We start from the raw sequence: 14,613 nt of genomic DNA, 5'->3' as shown, positions 1-14,613 counted from the left end.
GACGGCACAGGGCTGCGGTCAATCAGCCATACCGGCCTGATTTGTTGCCAAGGACTCTGCCCCATGCCCGACTCCAGCCTGCCCGTGGACCTGCCCCGTGACCTGCACTATGTTGACGACACTCAACCAGGCTTGAGCCGCCGCAAACTGCGGGGCAAGTTCCAGTATTTTGATAGTCACGGCCAACGCCTGACCGACGCCGCCGAAATCCAGCGGATCAACGCCCTCGCTATCCCGCCGGCCTATACCGACGTATGGATCTGCGCCGATCCCAAGGGGCACCTGCAGGCCACCGGGCGTGACGCCCGGGGCCGCAAGCAATACCGCTATCACCCACGCTGGCGCGAAGTGCGCGACAGCGACAAGTACTCACGGCTGCAGGCGTTCGGCAATGCGCTGCCCAAACTGCGCAAGCAACTGCAAGCACAGGTCGAGGCGCCGGGGTTCAATCGGGAGAAGGTCCTGGCTACCGTGGTGCTATTGCTCGATGCCACGTTGATCCGCGTCGGCAACAGCCAATACGCCCGCGATAACCGCTCCTATGGCCTGACCACGTTGCGCACCCGTCACGTGGATATCAAGGGCAGCGAAATCCAGTTCCAGTTCCGTGGCAAGAGCGGTGTCGAGCACCAGGTCAGCATCAAGGATCGGCGCCTGGCGAGCGTGCTCAAACGCTGCCTGGAGTTGCCGGGGCAGAACCTGTTCCAGTACCTGGACGCAGACGGCGAGCGGCATACCGTCAGCTCCACTGACGTCAACGCGTACCTGCACAGCCTCACTGGGGCCGACTTTACCGCCAAGGACTATCGCACCTGGGCCGGCAGCGCCCTGGCCCTGGCAGTCTTGCGCGAACTGGCATGGCAACCGGAATCGGATGCCAAAAGGCATGTGGTGCAGATGGTCAAGAATGTCGCCCGGCAGTTGGGCAACACCCCAGCGGTGTGCCGCAAGTGCTACATCCACCCGGCCGTGCTCGAGCACTTCAGCCTGGGCGCGCTGGCGAAGCTGCCCAGGCCCAGGGTGCGCAAGGGCCTGAAGGCCGAAGAAGTCGGGCTGGCAATGTTTCTCGAACAACTGTAGGAGCGAGAACTGTTGTGGCGAGGGGGCTTGTCCCCCGGTGGGCTGCGCAGCAGCCCCAATAATGGCCACCAACCACCAAGTAGTGTCAGGCAGACCTAGGGGGATGGTTTTGGGGCTGCTGCGCAACCCAGCGGGGGTGTAGACCCCTCGCCACGACATGCGCTAGGCTATCGGTCCTTTCCTACCGCAGGACGACCGCCGACGTGAACAACTAAGCCTTCCAACATGTAAACGCAACGAGCTGCCTGGCGCGCTTGTTGGCTTGTGCCACATTGTTCTGGAGGTGCTGATGACTGACGTCAACCGGCTGCCTGTACTTGTTTCCTTGCATCACGTGGGTTTCCAATTCGCCAATGGCGAGACGCTGTTGGAAGACCTCAACTTCTCTATCGATCACGCCCCCACCGGGATTGTCGGCCGTAATGGCATGGGCAAGAGTGTGTTGGCCCGTCTGTTGGCCGGCGTGCTTGAGCCATCGCATGGCGTTATCAAGTCCTCGGCCCGCATCGCCTATGTCCCACAAAGCATTGAGCTGCTGCCAGGGCAGACCGTGGCCCAGGTCAGCGGTTGTGCGCAGATCCTGGCCGCCCTTGAACGCCTGGCAAAGGGTCAAGCGCAAGCTGACGACCTGGAAATGATCGACGATCGCTGGGACCTGGCCGAGCGCCTGCGCCAGGCGCTCGACGGTGCCGGCCTGGCGCAGATCAGTCCCGATCAGCCCGCCGCACAACTGAGCGGCGGCCAATTGGCCAGGATCGCCCTGATTGGCGCCCTGTTGCGTGCGCCGCAGTTGCTGATTCTCGACGAACCCACCAACCATCTCGACAGCGCCGGCCGCGACTGGCTGTTGGCGACCCTCAGCGCCTGGCGCGGTGGCCTGGTGGTGGTCAGCCATGACCGGCGCCTGCTCAATAGCCTGGGGCGGATCATCGAGCTGTCACCCCTCGGGGCCCGGCTCTATGGCGGCAATTACGACGACTATCGTGCGCAGCGCAATGCCGAACAGCACGCCGCCCAGGCGGCCCTGGAACACGCCCGGCTGGATCGGCGGCGTGAGCATCAACGCTTGAAAAAGGATATCGACAGCTTCCAGCGCCACGCCGCCAGCGCCCGTAAATATGCAGAGACCGCCAATGTCGACGCCTTCACCAAATCCAGGTGGAAAGGCGCCGCCAACGAAATCGTCAGTAACGTGCGCAGCGCCCATGTGCAGCAAAAGCAGGCGTTGAATGAACGCGTACGCACCGCCCACGAACGGGTGGTGGACGAAACGCCGACCTTCCTCGCCTTGCCCGGCACGCCCCTGCCCGCAGGTCGCCAAGTGCTGACCCTGGCCGACTGCCAGTTGCCCTGGCTCGATCCGCGCGCGCCAAGCACCTTTATCAACGCGAGCCTGAGCGGGCCGGTGCGGGTCGCGGTCCATGGGCCCAATGGCTGCGGCAAGTCCACCCTGCTCAAACTGCTGGCGGGTCAATGGCAACCCATCCGCGGCCAATGCACGGTTCATGTGCCCTGTGCCTATCTCGACCAGCAGTTGACCCTGCTCGACGATGGGCAATCGATCGTCGAACAACTCAAATTGATGGACACGCCCCTGGCCGAAGCCCAACTGCGCACTCGCCTGGCGCTGTTGCAACTGGACGCGTTGCGCGTCACCCAACCCATCGGCCAACTCAGCGGGGGTGAGCGCTTGAAGGCGGCGATGGCGATTGCTTTATGGCGCAAGATCCCCGCGCAACTGCTGCTCCTGGACGAGCCCACCAACCACCTGGACCTGGAGTCGGTGATGGCCTTCGAGCAGGCTTTACAGGGGTTTGCCGGCGCGCTGATTGCGGTCTCCCATGACGCGGCGTTTCTCAACGCGCTCAAACCGACCCATGTCCTGACCTGGGACGCCATGGGCTGGCGCCTGGAGGTGCACTGAAGGATGTGCCAAGTCATTGCAGTCAACCCGAAAGCGTCCTACGTTAGTGGCCGGATAATCTCATTGAGGAACCTCTCGCCGTGCTGCCCTCCTCCCCTAAACCCCTGATCAATACCGCCCTGCAGCACCAGCACAAATGGCGGGGGCGCATCGGCCTGACACTGGTGGCCAGCCTCTCGGTGTTGGCCGGCATGACCGACGCCATCGGCTTTATGGCCAGTGGGGATTTTGTCTCGTTCATGAGTGGCAACACCACGCGGCTGGCGGTGGCGATCAGTGAAGGCGACCTGGGGCTGACCGGGCGCCTCACCCTGCTGGTGGCGACGTTTATCCTGGGCAATGCGCTGGGGGTGATCATCAGCCGCATCAGCAAGCGCCACGCGTTGCCGCTGTTGCTGTGTATCGCCACGCTACTGTGCGGCGCGGCGGCGTGGCCGATGGCCGAGCAATTACCCGCGGTGCTGGCCGCGATCATCGCCATGGGCATGCTTAATGCGGCGGTGGAACAGGTCAATGGCCTGCCCGTGGGGCTGACTTACGTGACCGGCGCGTTGTCGCGTTTCGGTCGCGGGCTGGGGCGCTGGATGTTGGGGGAGCGCCGTAATGGCTGGCGCGTGCAGTTGATCCCGTGGGCCGGGATGTTTGTTGGCGCGGTGATTGGCGCCTTGCTCGAACATCAGTTGGGGATCAAGGCCCTGCTGGTCAGCGGCCTGTTGTCGGCGCTGCTGGGGCTGGTGTCGCTGAAGATTCCGCGGCGCTGGCACCTGGGCTATATGCCACGCTGAAAAGGTGCTTGCCCGACATTTAGGCCTCGACATCCATGTACTGGTAAAGAGCCATCATGTCGGGCAAGCGCGGGCATTTTAAGGCAAAGCCGGCGGGGTGTCCGCCGGGCATTTCTGAAGAATTCTAAGGAAGCAACTTACAGACAGGTCGCAGCAGCGGCCAGGCGGCGCTTGGCCGCGAAATTATCTTCGGCTGCGTAGTAACTGACGGTGGTGCTGCTGCCGACACTGCGCACGTCGACAAAGTAGTCACCGCCCGTGGTGTAGACCGTATGGCCCCCGCCTTGCGCCGGCTCCATAAAGCCGCCGGCATCCACACCGAACACCGCCTCGTCCTGCCAGCCGAACTGGATGCACTGGGCGACGACCAATGCGGCCTTGTCTGAGGCCAGGGTTTTATAGGGCGCGCCAGAGCGTGCGTCTTTCATCTTCGAACCTGCGCAACCGGCCAGCGCCGCCAGGACCAACGCACCTATCACTACCTTCCGCATGCCATCGCTTCCTTGAAAAAACGCGACTTTACCATTGAAACCTCGTGGCGATAGCCGTCACAGGAACACTTAAAGCAACCAGCGGAACAGATAGAACAGCGCCATGCTCAGCAGCACCGTGGTCAACACGCTGCGGGTCCAGAACATCAAGGCCACCGCGCAGACCCCGGCCAACAAGTAAGGGTTGGTGGGGCTCAGGTTGAGCTTGTGCTCGGAGAGGAAAATGATCGGCCCGCAAATGGCCGTCAACATGCCGGGCACCGCGAACCCGAGAAACTCCCGCGCGCCGCGATTCAGGCGCACCGGCAAGCGCGGCTCAAGAAACAGGTAACGGTTGAAAAACACCGCCAGGCCCATGCCGATAATCATCACAAAAATCATTGCTGCCCTACTCCCAAGCGTTTGCAGGCATACCCTGCACACATCCCCAGCAACCCCGACACCACCACCGCCGACTCCCAGTGCCAGTAACTGAGCAGCACCGAAAACAGCAAGGCCACCGCCACGCACACCACCGTTGGCACATCACGCACCACCGGGGTGATCAAGGCGATAAAGGTTGCGGCGATGGAGAACTCCAGGCCCAGTTGATCAAGGTTGGGGATGCTCTTGCCGAGCACGATGCCGGCCAGGGTGAACAGGTTCCAGGCCACATAGAACGTCAGGCCCACACCCAGGGCATACCAGCGGTTGAAGGTCTGGCGGTCATATTGGCTGACCAACGCGAAGAACTCATCCGTGAGCAAAAAGCCCAGGCTCATGCGCCACCGCGCCGGCAAAGGCGACAGGGTGGCGCGCATATGCATGCCATACAGCAAGTGCTGGGAGGTCAGCAGCAACGTGGTGAGCAAAATGGCAATCAGACTGGCGCCGCTCTTGACCATGCCAATCGCCACCAACTGCGCGGCACCGGCGAACACAATGGCCGATAGGCCCTGGCTTTCCAGCGGGGTGAACTGGGCGTCAATCGCCAGGGAGCCGGCCAACAGGCCCCATGGGGCGCAGGCCAATGAAAGAGGAATGATCGCAATCGCGCCGCGGGCGAAAGCGTAATGCGGCAAGGCAGTAGGCATGGACAACAGGCTCATCGACAGACAGTCGATAAGCATGGCAGCGCCAACCCGGATTGTCTTGAACGATCTTGCAGCAGGCAACCCCCGGCGCAGGGACAGAGGGTTGCCCAGCGGAACTATTGCTGCAGGGCCGTGGCAGCCTCATCAATAAATGCCGCCACTTCACCGGCCCTGGAGGCACGTGCCATTATCACGCCAGCTTGACCGACACCCGCTCCACCGCATCCCTGGCCTCCCGCAGTTCGTGGGCATCCTGGTTAAGGCGGTGGATGGTGTTGAGCAGCCGCTGACGCAGCACTTCATCGCTGAGTTTTTCGACCGCGCGCATCAAGTCGAAAGCCGCGGTTTCGTTGTTGTCCGCGACAGAATCGAGGGTCTTGCGCAGGTTACGAGTGGCACGGGTCACACAGTTACTTCCTTTATCACCAATGGCGGGCACTTTAGGACAGTTGTGTTTCATTTTAATTTCAAGCACTTGCCACGGATTCCCAGTACCTTGTCACAGGTCAATCAAATGTCGAATCGCCACCCCGCGGAGAATGTCCTTGATGCTTGCTGCCGTCGCCATCTTCCTGTTCACCATTGTGCTGGTCATCTGGCAACCCAAAGGCCTTGGGGTAGGCTGGAGTGCGTCAATGGGGGCGATCCTCGCCCTGGCCTGTGGCGTGATCAGCCTGGCAGACATCCCGGTGGTGTGGCAGATCATCTGGAATGCCACCGGTACCTTCGTCGCCCTGATTATCATCAGCCTGATCCTCGACGAGGCCGGTTTTTTCGCCTGGGCCGCCTTGCACGTCGCACGCTGGGGCCGTGGCCGAGGCCGGCGGCTGTTTGCTTACATGGTGCTGCTGGGCGCGCTGGTCTCGGCGTTGTTCGCCAATGACGGCGCGGCCCTGATCCTCACGCCGATTGTCATGTCGATGCTCCTGGCGCTGCGCTTCTCACCCGCGGCGACCCTCGCGTTCGTGATGGGCGCAGGGTTTATCGCCGACACCGCCAGCCTGCCGCTTGTGGTGTCCAACCTGGTGAACATCGTCTCGGCAGACTACTTCAAGATTGGTTTCAACGAATATGCGGCGATCATGGTACCGGTCAACCTTGTCAGCGTCGCGGCGACCCTGGCGGTGCTGCTGTGGTTCTTCCGCCGTGATATCCCGCAAAGTTATGACCCCGCCGACCTGCCCGAACCGGCCAGCGCCATTCATGACCCGGCGACTTTCCACGCCGCCTGGTGGGTGCTGGGCATTCTACTCGTCGGCTGTTTTGCCCTGGAACCGCTGGGCATTCCCATCAGTGCCATCTCGGCCGCCTGCGCTTTGTTGCTGCTGGTGATCGCCGCCAAAGGCCACAAGATATCCACGCGCAAGGTGCTCAAGGAAGCCCCCTGGCAGATCGTGATTTTCTCCCTCGGGATGTACCTGGTGGTGTATGGCCTGCGCAACGCCGGCCTGACCACTTACCTGGCCACCTGGCTCAACACCTTTGCCGACTACGGCGTGTGGGGCGCGGCGCTGGGCACCGGGTTGCTGACGGCGCTGCTGTCTTCGGTGATGAACAACCTGCCGACCGTGCTGATCGGTGCGCTGTCCATCGAAGCCAGCCATGCCGTGGGCGTGGTCAAGGAAGCGATGATCTACGCCAATGTGATCGGCAGCGACCTGGGCCCGAAAATCACGCCTATCGGCAGCCTGGCGACCCTGCTCTGGCTGCATATTCTGGCGCGCAAGGGCATCCGCATCACCTGGGGCTATTACTTCAAGGTGGGTATCGTGCTGACCCTGCCGGTGCTGCTGATCACCCTGGCCGCGCTGGCCCTGCGACTGAGTGTCTAAAAAGGTATGCTTTGGCCACTTGCCGCCACCGAGCCCACCCGATGAGTTCCTCGCACCACGCCTGGCTGGGCCACTACGAAATCAGCAGCACCACCTGTAGCGGCCTGACGTTTGCCCGCCATAGCCACGACGAGTGCGTGATTGGCGTCAACCTGATCGGTGAGGAACAGGTCTGGCTGGACCGCCGCACCTTTGAGGCCGGGCCCGGCAGTATCACCCTGTACAACCCCGGCCAGATCCAGGGTGGCGGCGCCGCCCAGGGCGCGCCCTGGCACTTTGTCAGCCTGTACGCCGGTGCCGACCGCCTGGCCAGCGACCTCGGGCTGGCGCACCTGGAGTTCGACCGCGCGCTGTGTTTTGCCCCTGCTTTGGCGACGCAACTGGCGCAGGCCGCCAAGGGGGCATTAAGCGTCGACCCGCTGGTACGCGGGCTCAACGAAGAGGCGCTGGTGTTGCTGCTGGCCGAGGTGGTCAGGCTCAGTGGTGTGCGCCTGCCGGCAGGTGCCAGTGCGGGGTCAAAGCTAGTCGCCCAGGCCCAGGAACTGCTCGCCGCGCAGTTGCACCAGGGTGTGGCCCTGGAGGCCTTGGGCGACGAGTTGGGCCTGTCCAAATTCCACGTCTTGCGCACCTTCCAGAAAGAAACCGGCCTGAGTCCGCGCCAATGGGCCATGCAACTGCGCACGCGCCGCGCACAAGGCTTGTTGCGCAGTGGCCTGGGCGCCGCCGAGGTTGCCCATGACCTGGGTTTTGCCGACCAGAGCCATCTCAATCGGCACTTCCGTGCGGCCTATGGCATTACCCCTGGCCGCTATCAAAGCGCAATCCTGTCCAAGACAGCACACCTGCCCCGCCCTCAAACTGACCTGTAGGAGCCGGCTTGCCGGCTCCTACAAGAGTTACCGGTTAATTTTGGGGGTGGTGATGTTGACGATCTTTTTTTCTGCGCTGGTATTTGGCTTTGTGTTTTGCCTGTCCCCCGGCGCCGTGCTCGCAGAGACGCTACGCCGGGGCCTGTTGCATGGGTTCACGCCAGCGCTGCTGGTGCAGATAGGCTCGCTGGTGGGCGACGCGACGTGGGCGGTGATCGGCCTCACCGGCATGGCCCTGTTGATCCAGCACGAGGCGGTGCGCGTACCGTTGACCGCCGTTTGCGCGCTTTACCTGGCCTGGCTCGGCCTGCGCAGCCTGCTGGATGCCTGGCGCCTGCCGCAACCCGACAGCGCCCCGGCCAGCAGCGGGCGTAATGCGCTGATGGTCGGGGCCGCCATTTCTTTGGCCAACCCGAAGAACATCGTGTACTGGGGTGCCTTGGGCAGTGCCCTGTCAGGCATCGTTGGCGCCACCCCGAGCCACGGCCAGACCTTGATGTTCTTCGCAGGTTTTATGCTGGCCTCGATCCTGTCGTGCTTTTTGATCGCAGGGTTGGTGAATGTCTTGCGAAAGAACGCCTCGCCAACTTGGCAACGAATCAGTCATGGCGCCTGTGGGTTGGTATTGATCTATCTGGCGTTATTGGCCGCCTACAGCCTTTGAACTTATATATTGAATAACACCAATCTGAATGAAGTCTGAACGACCCACAAACATGTTGATTATTGATTGACATCCACTGCCTGCCTGAGTAGATTGCCCGTGCCTGCAACTCGGGCCTTTTTTCAACCTCACAAAAGAAGCCAATGGACACAGTATCTAGTTGCTGTCCTTCACCTGCGAATGCGGGGGTCGGGCGCCAAACCCAGTGTAATGACGGGACTCGCCTTCAAGGCCGGGTAAGCTGCGCTAGAGCTTGATGCTCCAACGTAACTGCCTTGCGCCGGCGCCAGTCCGGTCCCGAGGTGTGTTATGAATTTCCAAACCCTTGTTCTACCTGATGTACGCACGCTGGCCTCAGCCCTGCGTGCCAAGCTGTGCCGTACTTTCGTGGGCGTTGCCCCAGTGCGCACGGCCTTTGCCTGCCCTTCCCCGCGTATCAGCCAGGCACACCTGCAGGCGCACTGGCGCCTGTGCCCCACCACCGGCCACCTGGTTCAGCAATGGGACCACGCCGACCCTCAAGATCCGCAGAGACGGAGCGTTTCCAGCCTGCTTGCCCAAGCGCGCCTGATGCTCAGCGCCCGCGCGGCATAAGCCGACTGGAAACAGCAACTTCCTGATTATTGGTCAATTAATTAACTGGCGTTCCTTTCGAACTAAGCCAGCCGTAGTTTTCTGCGCGCCCGTTAATTAACTCGCCTCTTTAAAGTTATTGGAACTGATCGCAAACATTGCGAATCGGCATACTTGCGCTCGCCTGCCAGGCAAGTAACGGGTATGTCGACAGGAGTAAAAACCATGAGCGCCGTAAACACTAAACAACGTCCAGACAACAACACCGCCAATGCCAGCAAACTGTCGATGCGCGCCGCCCGCGAAGCGCAAAACGGCCTGGCGGCCACCCTGGCCAACGTCCGGGCAACCACAGACGGCCTGACCGAACTGGATGCCAGCGCCCGCCTGCAACGTGAAGGCTATAACGAGGTGGCCCACGACAAGCCGCCCCATGCGGTGGTGCAGTTCCTCCAAGCCCTGAACAACCCCTTCATCTACGTGCTGCTGACCCTCGCGGTGATCAGCTTTGTCACCGACTACTGGCTGCCGCTGCGCGCCGGTGAAGAAGTGGACCTGACCAAGGTCATCATCATCATGACCATGGTCGCGCTGAGCAGCCTGCTGCGCTTCTGGCAGGAACACCGTTCGGCCAAATCCGCCGAAGCCCTCAAGGCCATGGTGCGCACCACTGCCACGGTGCTTCGCCGTGAGCAGGTCGGGGCCAAACCCACCCTGCGCGAAGTGCCGATGCGCGACCTGGTGGCCGGGGATATCGTGCAGTTGTCGGCCGGTGACATGATCCCGGCCGATATCCGCCTGATCGAGTCCCGCGACCTGTTTATCAGCCAGGCCGTGCTGACCGGTGAAGCCCTGCCAGTGGAGAAGTACGACACCCTGGGCGATGTCACGCAAAAATCCGCCACCCCGAGCGCCACGGACCAGAGCAACCTGCTGGACCTGCCCAATATTTGCTTCATGGGTACCAACGTTGTCAGCGGCCGCGCCCAGGCGGTGGTGGTTGCGACGGGGCCACGCACCTATTTTGGCTCGCTGGCCAAGGCCATCGTCGGCTCCCGGGTCCAGACCGCCTTCGACCGTGGGGTGAACAGCGTCAGTTGGCTGTTGATCCGCTTCATGCTGGTGATGGTGCCCATCGTGTTTTTCCTCAATGGGTTTTCCAAGGGAGACTGGGGCGACGCCTTCCTGTTTGCCTTGGCGGTGGCCGTGGGCCTGACCCCGGAAATGCTGCCGATGATCGTCAGCGCCAACCTGGCCAAGGGCGCCAACGCCATGGCCAAGCGCAAAGTGGTGGTCAAGCGCCTGAATGCGATCCAGAACTTCGGTTCGATGGACGTGCTGTGCACCGACAAGACCGGCACCCTGACCCAGGACAAAATCATCCTCGAGCACCACGTCAACGCCTTCGGCCAGCGGGACGACCAGGTGCTGTCCCTGGCTTGGCTCAACAGCCACCACCAAAGCGGCATGAAGAACCTGATGGACCAGGCGGTGTTGGCGTTCTCCCAGCACAATCCCAAGTTCCAGGTACCGTTTGCCTACAGCAAGGTCGATGAACTGCCCTTCGACTTTGTCCGTCGCCGCCTGTCGATTGTGGTCAAGGACGCCCACGGCGATCACCTGTTGGTGTGCAAGGGGGCCGTGGAAGAAATGCTCGATATCGCCACCCATGTAATGGAAGGCGCCAGCGCCGTGGCCCTGGATGAGCGGCGTCGCCAGGAATTGCTACACACCGCCAGCGAGTTCAACGAGGACGGCTTCCGCGTGCTGGTGGTCGCCACCCGCAACATCCCCAAGGCCCTGGCGCGCCAGCAATACACCCCGGCCGATGAACGCAATCTGGTGATCCACGGCTTCCTGACGTTCCTCGATCCGCCAAAAGAAACCGCCGGCCCGGCCATTGCCGCGCTGCAAGAGATCGGTGTCGCCGTCAAAGTGCTGACCGGCGATAACGCTGTGGTCACCCGCACCATCTGCCGCCAGGTCGGCCTGGAGCCCGGCGAGCCGCTGCTGGGCGTGGACATCGAGGCCATGGACGATGCCACCCTCAAGCAGCAGGTCGAACAACGCACGGTGTTCGCCAAGCTGACCCCGCTGCAAAAGTCCCGGGTGCTCAAGGCCTTGCAGGCCAACGGCCACACCGTGGGGTTCCTCGGCGACGGGATCAATGATGCGCCAGCCCTGCGCGATGCAGACGTCGGCATCTCGGTGGACAGCGCAACCGATATTGCCAAGGAATCGGCCGACATCATCCTCCTGGAAAAGAGCCTGATGGTCCTCGAGGAAGGTGTGCTTAAAGGCCGCGAGACCTTCGGCAATATCATGAAGTACCTCAACATGACGGCCAGCTCCAACTTCGGCAACGTGTTCTCGGTGCTGGTGGCCAGTGCGTTCATTCCCTTCATGCCGATGCTGGCGATCCACCTGCTCCTGCAAAACCTGATGTACGACATCTCCCAGTTGGCCCTGCCGTGGGACAAGATGGACAAGGAGTACCTGGCCAAGCCACGCAAGTGGGACGCGCAGAATATCGGGCGCTTCATGATCTGGATCGGGCCGACCTCGTCGATCTTCGACATCACCACCTTTGCCCTGATGTGGTACGTGTTCTCGGCCAACAGCGTAGAAATGCAGACCCTGTTCCAGTCCGGCTGGTTCGTCGAAGGGCTGCTCTCCCAGACCCTGGTGGTGCACATGTTGCGCACCCGCAAGATCCCGTTCTTCCAGAGCACGGCGGCCTGGCCGGTGTTGCTGATGACCAGCCTGGTGATCGCGCTGGGGATCTATGTGCCCTTCTCACCCCTGGGCACCCTCGTGGGTCTGCAACCGTTGCCTTGGGCGTACTTCCCATGGCTGGTCGGCACCCTGCTGGCCTACTGCTGCGTGGCGCAACTGATGAAGACCCTCTACATCCGCCGGTTCAAGCAGTGGTACTGAGTTTGCTGTGGCGAGCGGGCTTGTTGTGGCGAGCGGGCTTGCCCCGCGCTGGGCTGCGAAGCAGCCCCAAAACCTGCCACCTTGGGCTATCTGGTAGAACTCAGTGACTCTATTAGGGCTGCTTCGCAGCCCAGCGCGGGGCAAGCCCGCTCGCCACAACAAGCCCGCTCGCCACAAAGAAACGCTCGCCACGCCCAATCACTACAGACAACTCGTTCAATTGGAGCATGAGCCCATGCACAAACACTCCCTCTTTTCGGCCTTCACCTGGCTACCGGCGTCGCGGCAACGGGCGCTGCGCCGCAACCTGATCTTTATCGGCGCCACCCTGGCCGTGGGCCTGCTGTCCAAGGCCTTTGCCGCAGGCGGTACCTACGTGGTGGACGATGGCGCGATCAACGCCCCGGGCGAATGCAATGTCGACGCTGGCTACACCCGTTCAACACAGCGCACCACCCTCTCCGCAGCCTGTACATCGGGGGCGCTACCTAATCTGCAATGGGGCGCCGCCATCGAGGATGAGCCTGGGCTGAGCCAACTCAGCCCGCAACTCAAGGGGTCTCTGTGGGCCTGGCAGGATGCGGGCGTGGAGATCGCCTGGGCGGCGGCGGCGCATATCGCAGTGGACCGTCGGCACCCATTCGACGGCGCAGACTTGGGCGTACCGCTGACCTGGCAAGCGTTTGAAACACTGCGCCTGAACCTCAATGCCGGCTGGAGCCACGCCTATGACGATGGCGAACAAAACCAGCGGCTGACCTGGGGCACCGGCCTGGAATACCGCGTGGCAGACTCTCTGACGCTGCTGGCGGAGCGCTACGGCCAGCAGCATGGCGACCAGGCCTGGCAGGCTGGGCCGCGGGTGCATCTGGGAAAGCAGGTGGATGTAGACCTGGTGGTCGGGCGCAACCTGACGGGGGATCACGACCGCTGGCTGACCACGGGGGCGACCCTGCGATTCTGAAGGACTGATGTAGACGCTGTTTCGCTGCGCGAGGCAGCGTCTACATGGGTATCGGGTATCAGGCCGGTTTGGTTTGCTGTTCGAGGTGCAGTTGCAACTCAGGCTCGATGCCCAGCGCTCCCGCCAGTTCATCCAGGTAGTTGCGCTCGGCGTCCTGCTGGTCATCCACCAGCATCACGCTGGCCAGGTAGACCTCGGCGGCTACCGCCGGGTCACCGGCATATTCGGCAAAATCCCGCGTATCCAAGGGTTTGGCGATTTGGGCATCGAGCCATTGCCGCAGGTCGGGGTCGTCGGTGTGGCACCCGATCTCCTGGGAGATCAACGCCATTTCTTTTTCGTCGATCCGTCCATCCGCCTTGGCCGCCGCGATCAATGCACGCAGCACTGCATGGCTATGGGCCTCGACGTCGGAGCCGGAGAGTTGATCAACCGTCTGCAAGGCCTGTTGCGGTGCCGAAGCCTGCTGGCGCTGCCAGGCTTGATACGCCTGGAATGCCATCATCCCCAATGACGCCAGGGCCGCGTAGTTGGTACCACCGCTGCGCGCCTGGGTCGAACCGCCCGCCGGGGTTGCGCCCAACATACCACCCAGGCCACCCAGCAGATCGCCCAGGCCGCCACCACCAGACGCAGAGGGTGCAGAGCCGCTACCCCTGAGCAAACCACCGAGCAGGCCACCCAACCCGCCGAGACCTCCCGCGCCGCCCTGGGGAGCCGCCGAACCGCCTTGCTGCGACATCGAGGCTTGACCTGCCCGTAGCAGTTGTTCCAGTAGAGCACTGGTGTTCATGGTATCGCCCTCCTATGGGCTGTGCGCCAGACAACCAACAATAGTCCCTGCTGCCTATAACGCCAAGATCGGCCAGCACGCGTGGTTTTGCCGAGCGGCCTGTACCCCAGCAAATCCGCCGCTGACCTGTAACGCCCGAGAGAATTGTTCAGATTCGACGCACCCAGGCGCGCGGTGAACGCAGGCCCGCACCTGGTGTCGGAAATATAAGGGCACAGCCTCAACCGGCCTGGCCTTGAGCGCGAGCATCAACAGATTTGCGGTGCCGCGTACCCTCACAGAAGGAGACGCTGACATGGTCACTCACTTCAAGGTCGCCGGGCACCTCGCTTGCGGCCATCACGGCAATAACCTCACATCCACGGTCGAATTGAACCGGGTCAAATGCCGTACCTGCCGCAACACCGATGCCTACAAGGAAGCCCGCCGCAACCAGCGCAATGCATCGCGCCGCGCGGCACGCAAGGCCCGCTCGGGCCAGGCCAGCAATGACTGGCGCAGCGCCTGGACCCAACGCCTGACTGCCCTACCCGGCCTGCAGCGCCTGCCACGTGGGTTCAGCGGCCAGCCTTTCGTCTAGATCGGCCCATTTGCAGGGCCCGGCTTGCCGGCGATGGCGGCCTGTGTG

Annotated in this window: 15 protein-coding genes; 10 read left to right on the top strand and 5 right to left on the bottom strand. The window is 62.4% G+C overall.

Features of this window, described 5'->3' with window-relative positions:
• Positions 1-63: 63 nt before the first annotated feature.
• The 3 genes from C5F71_RS25060 to C5F71_RS25050 all read left to right on the top strand — a co-directional run bounded on the left by C5F71_RS25060 (position 64) and on the right by C5F71_RS25050 (position 3,789).
• Positions 64-1,080 (top strand): DNA topoisomerase IB, encoded by a 1,017-nt coding sequence (locus C5F71_RS25060; protein ID WP_104912229.1) that lies wholly within the window; start codon positions 64-66, stop codon positions 1,078-1,080.
• A gap of 289 nt (positions 1,081-1,369) precedes the next feature.
• Positions 1,370-3,004, top strand: a complete 1,635-nt coding sequence (locus C5F71_RS25055; protein ID WP_104912228.1) for an ABC-F family ATP-binding cassette domain-containing protein — start codon at positions 1,370-1,372, stop codon at positions 3,002-3,004.
• Between the two features lie 80 nt (positions 3,005-3,084).
• Complete coding sequence (locus C5F71_RS25050) at positions 3,085-3,789, top strand: YoaK family protein (protein ID WP_029294615.1); 705 nt, start codon at positions 3,085-3,087, stop codon at positions 3,787-3,789.
• Between the two features lie 137 nt (positions 3,790-3,926).
• Here the strand turns inward: C5F71_RS25050 and C5F71_RS25045 are convergent, their stop codons facing one another.
• The 4 genes from C5F71_RS25045 to C5F71_RS25030 all read right to left on the bottom strand — a co-directional run bounded on the left by C5F71_RS25045 (position 3,927) and on the right by C5F71_RS25030 (position 5,759).
• A complete protein-coding gene (locus tag C5F71_RS25045; protein ID WP_029294612.1) occupies positions 3,927-4,280 on the bottom strand; it encodes a hypothetical protein in 354 nt (117 codons plus the stop codon).
• 69 nt (positions 4,281-4,349) lie between these two features.
• A complete protein-coding gene (locus tag C5F71_RS25040) occupies positions 4,350-4,661 on the bottom strand; it encodes an AzlD domain-containing protein (protein ID WP_092236320.1) in 312 nt (103 codons plus the stop codon).
• Positions 4,658-5,353, bottom strand: a complete 696-nt coding sequence (locus C5F71_RS25035) for an AzlC family ABC transporter permease (protein ID WP_070996350.1) — start codon at positions 5,351-5,353, stop codon at positions 4,658-4,660. The genes C5F71_RS25040 and C5F71_RS25035 overlap by 4 nt, the downstream gene beginning before the upstream one ends.
• Positions 5,354-5,543: 190 nt before the next feature.
• Positions 5,544-5,759, bottom strand: a complete 216-nt coding sequence (locus tag C5F71_RS25030; RefSeq protein ID WP_003212603.1) for a hypothetical protein — start codon at positions 5,757-5,759, stop codon at positions 5,544-5,546.
• A gap of 142 nt (positions 5,760-5,901) precedes the next feature.
• Between C5F71_RS25030 and C5F71_RS25025 the strand changes: the two genes are divergently transcribed.
• The 6 genes from C5F71_RS25025 (at position 5,902) to C5F71_RS25000 (ending at position 13,192) form a co-directional block, all read left to right on the top strand.
• Positions 5,902-7,185, top strand: coding sequence for an arsenic transporter (locus C5F71_RS25025; RefSeq protein WP_070996302.1), 1,284 nt, complete (start codon positions 5,902-5,904; stop codon positions 7,183-7,185).
• A 41-nt stretch (positions 7,186-7,226) separates the two neighbouring features.
• The gene (locus C5F71_RS25020; protein WP_104912227.1) at positions 7,227-8,054 is read left to right on the top strand and encodes an AraC family transcriptional regulator; all 828 of its coding nucleotides are present in this window, start codon (positions 7,227-7,229) and stop codon (positions 8,052-8,054) included.
• A gap of 52 nt (positions 8,055-8,106) precedes the next feature.
• Complete coding sequence (locus C5F71_RS25015) at positions 8,107-8,718, top strand: LysE family translocator (protein ID WP_092236314.1); 612 nt, start codon at positions 8,107-8,109, stop codon at positions 8,716-8,718.
• 309 nt (positions 8,719-9,027) lie between these two features.
• The gene (locus tag C5F71_RS25010) at positions 9,028-9,312 is read left to right on the top strand and encodes a hypothetical protein (protein ID WP_104912226.1); all 285 of its coding nucleotides are present in this window, start codon (positions 9,028-9,030) and stop codon (positions 9,310-9,312) included.
• 204 nt (positions 9,313-9,516) lie between these two features.
• Positions 9,517-12,228 carry a magnesium-translocating P-type ATPase gene (gene mgtA, locus C5F71_RS25005; protein ID WP_104912225.1) on the top strand — a complete coding sequence of 904 codons (2,712 nt, stop codon included), beginning with the start codon at positions 9,517-9,519 and terminating at the stop codon, positions 12,226-12,228.
• 235 nt (positions 12,229-12,463) lie between these two features.
• Positions 12,464-13,192: a hypothetical protein gene (locus C5F71_RS25000; protein ID WP_104912224.1), complete on the top strand. Its 729-nt coding sequence runs from the start codon at positions 12,464-12,466 to the stop codon at positions 13,190-13,192.
• A 58-nt stretch (positions 13,193-13,250) separates the two neighbouring features.
• Here the strand turns inward: C5F71_RS25000 and C5F71_RS24995 are convergent, their stop codons facing one another.
• Positions 13,251-13,985 carry a tellurite resistance TerB family protein gene (locus C5F71_RS24995; protein ID WP_104912223.1) on the bottom strand — a complete coding sequence of 245 codons (735 nt, stop codon included), beginning with the start codon at positions 13,983-13,985 and terminating at the stop codon, positions 13,251-13,253.
• A gap of 295 nt (positions 13,986-14,280) precedes the next feature.
• Between C5F71_RS24995 and C5F71_RS24990 the strand changes: the two genes are divergently transcribed.
• The gene (locus tag C5F71_RS24990) at positions 14,281-14,565 is read left to right on the top strand and encodes a hypothetical protein (RefSeq protein ID WP_029294579.1); all 285 of its coding nucleotides are present in this window, start codon (positions 14,281-14,283) and stop codon (positions 14,563-14,565) included.
• Positions 14,566-14,613: the final 48 nt, after the last annotated feature.

The sequence above is a fragment of the Pseudomonas sp. LG1D9 genome (genome assembly GCF_002949995.1).
GTDB classification, from domain to species: domain Bacteria; phylum Pseudomonadota; class Gammaproteobacteria; order Pseudomonadales; family Pseudomonadaceae; genus Aquipseudomonas; species Aquipseudomonas proteolytica.
This window is presented reverse-complemented; position numbering and strand designations above follow the sequence as displayed.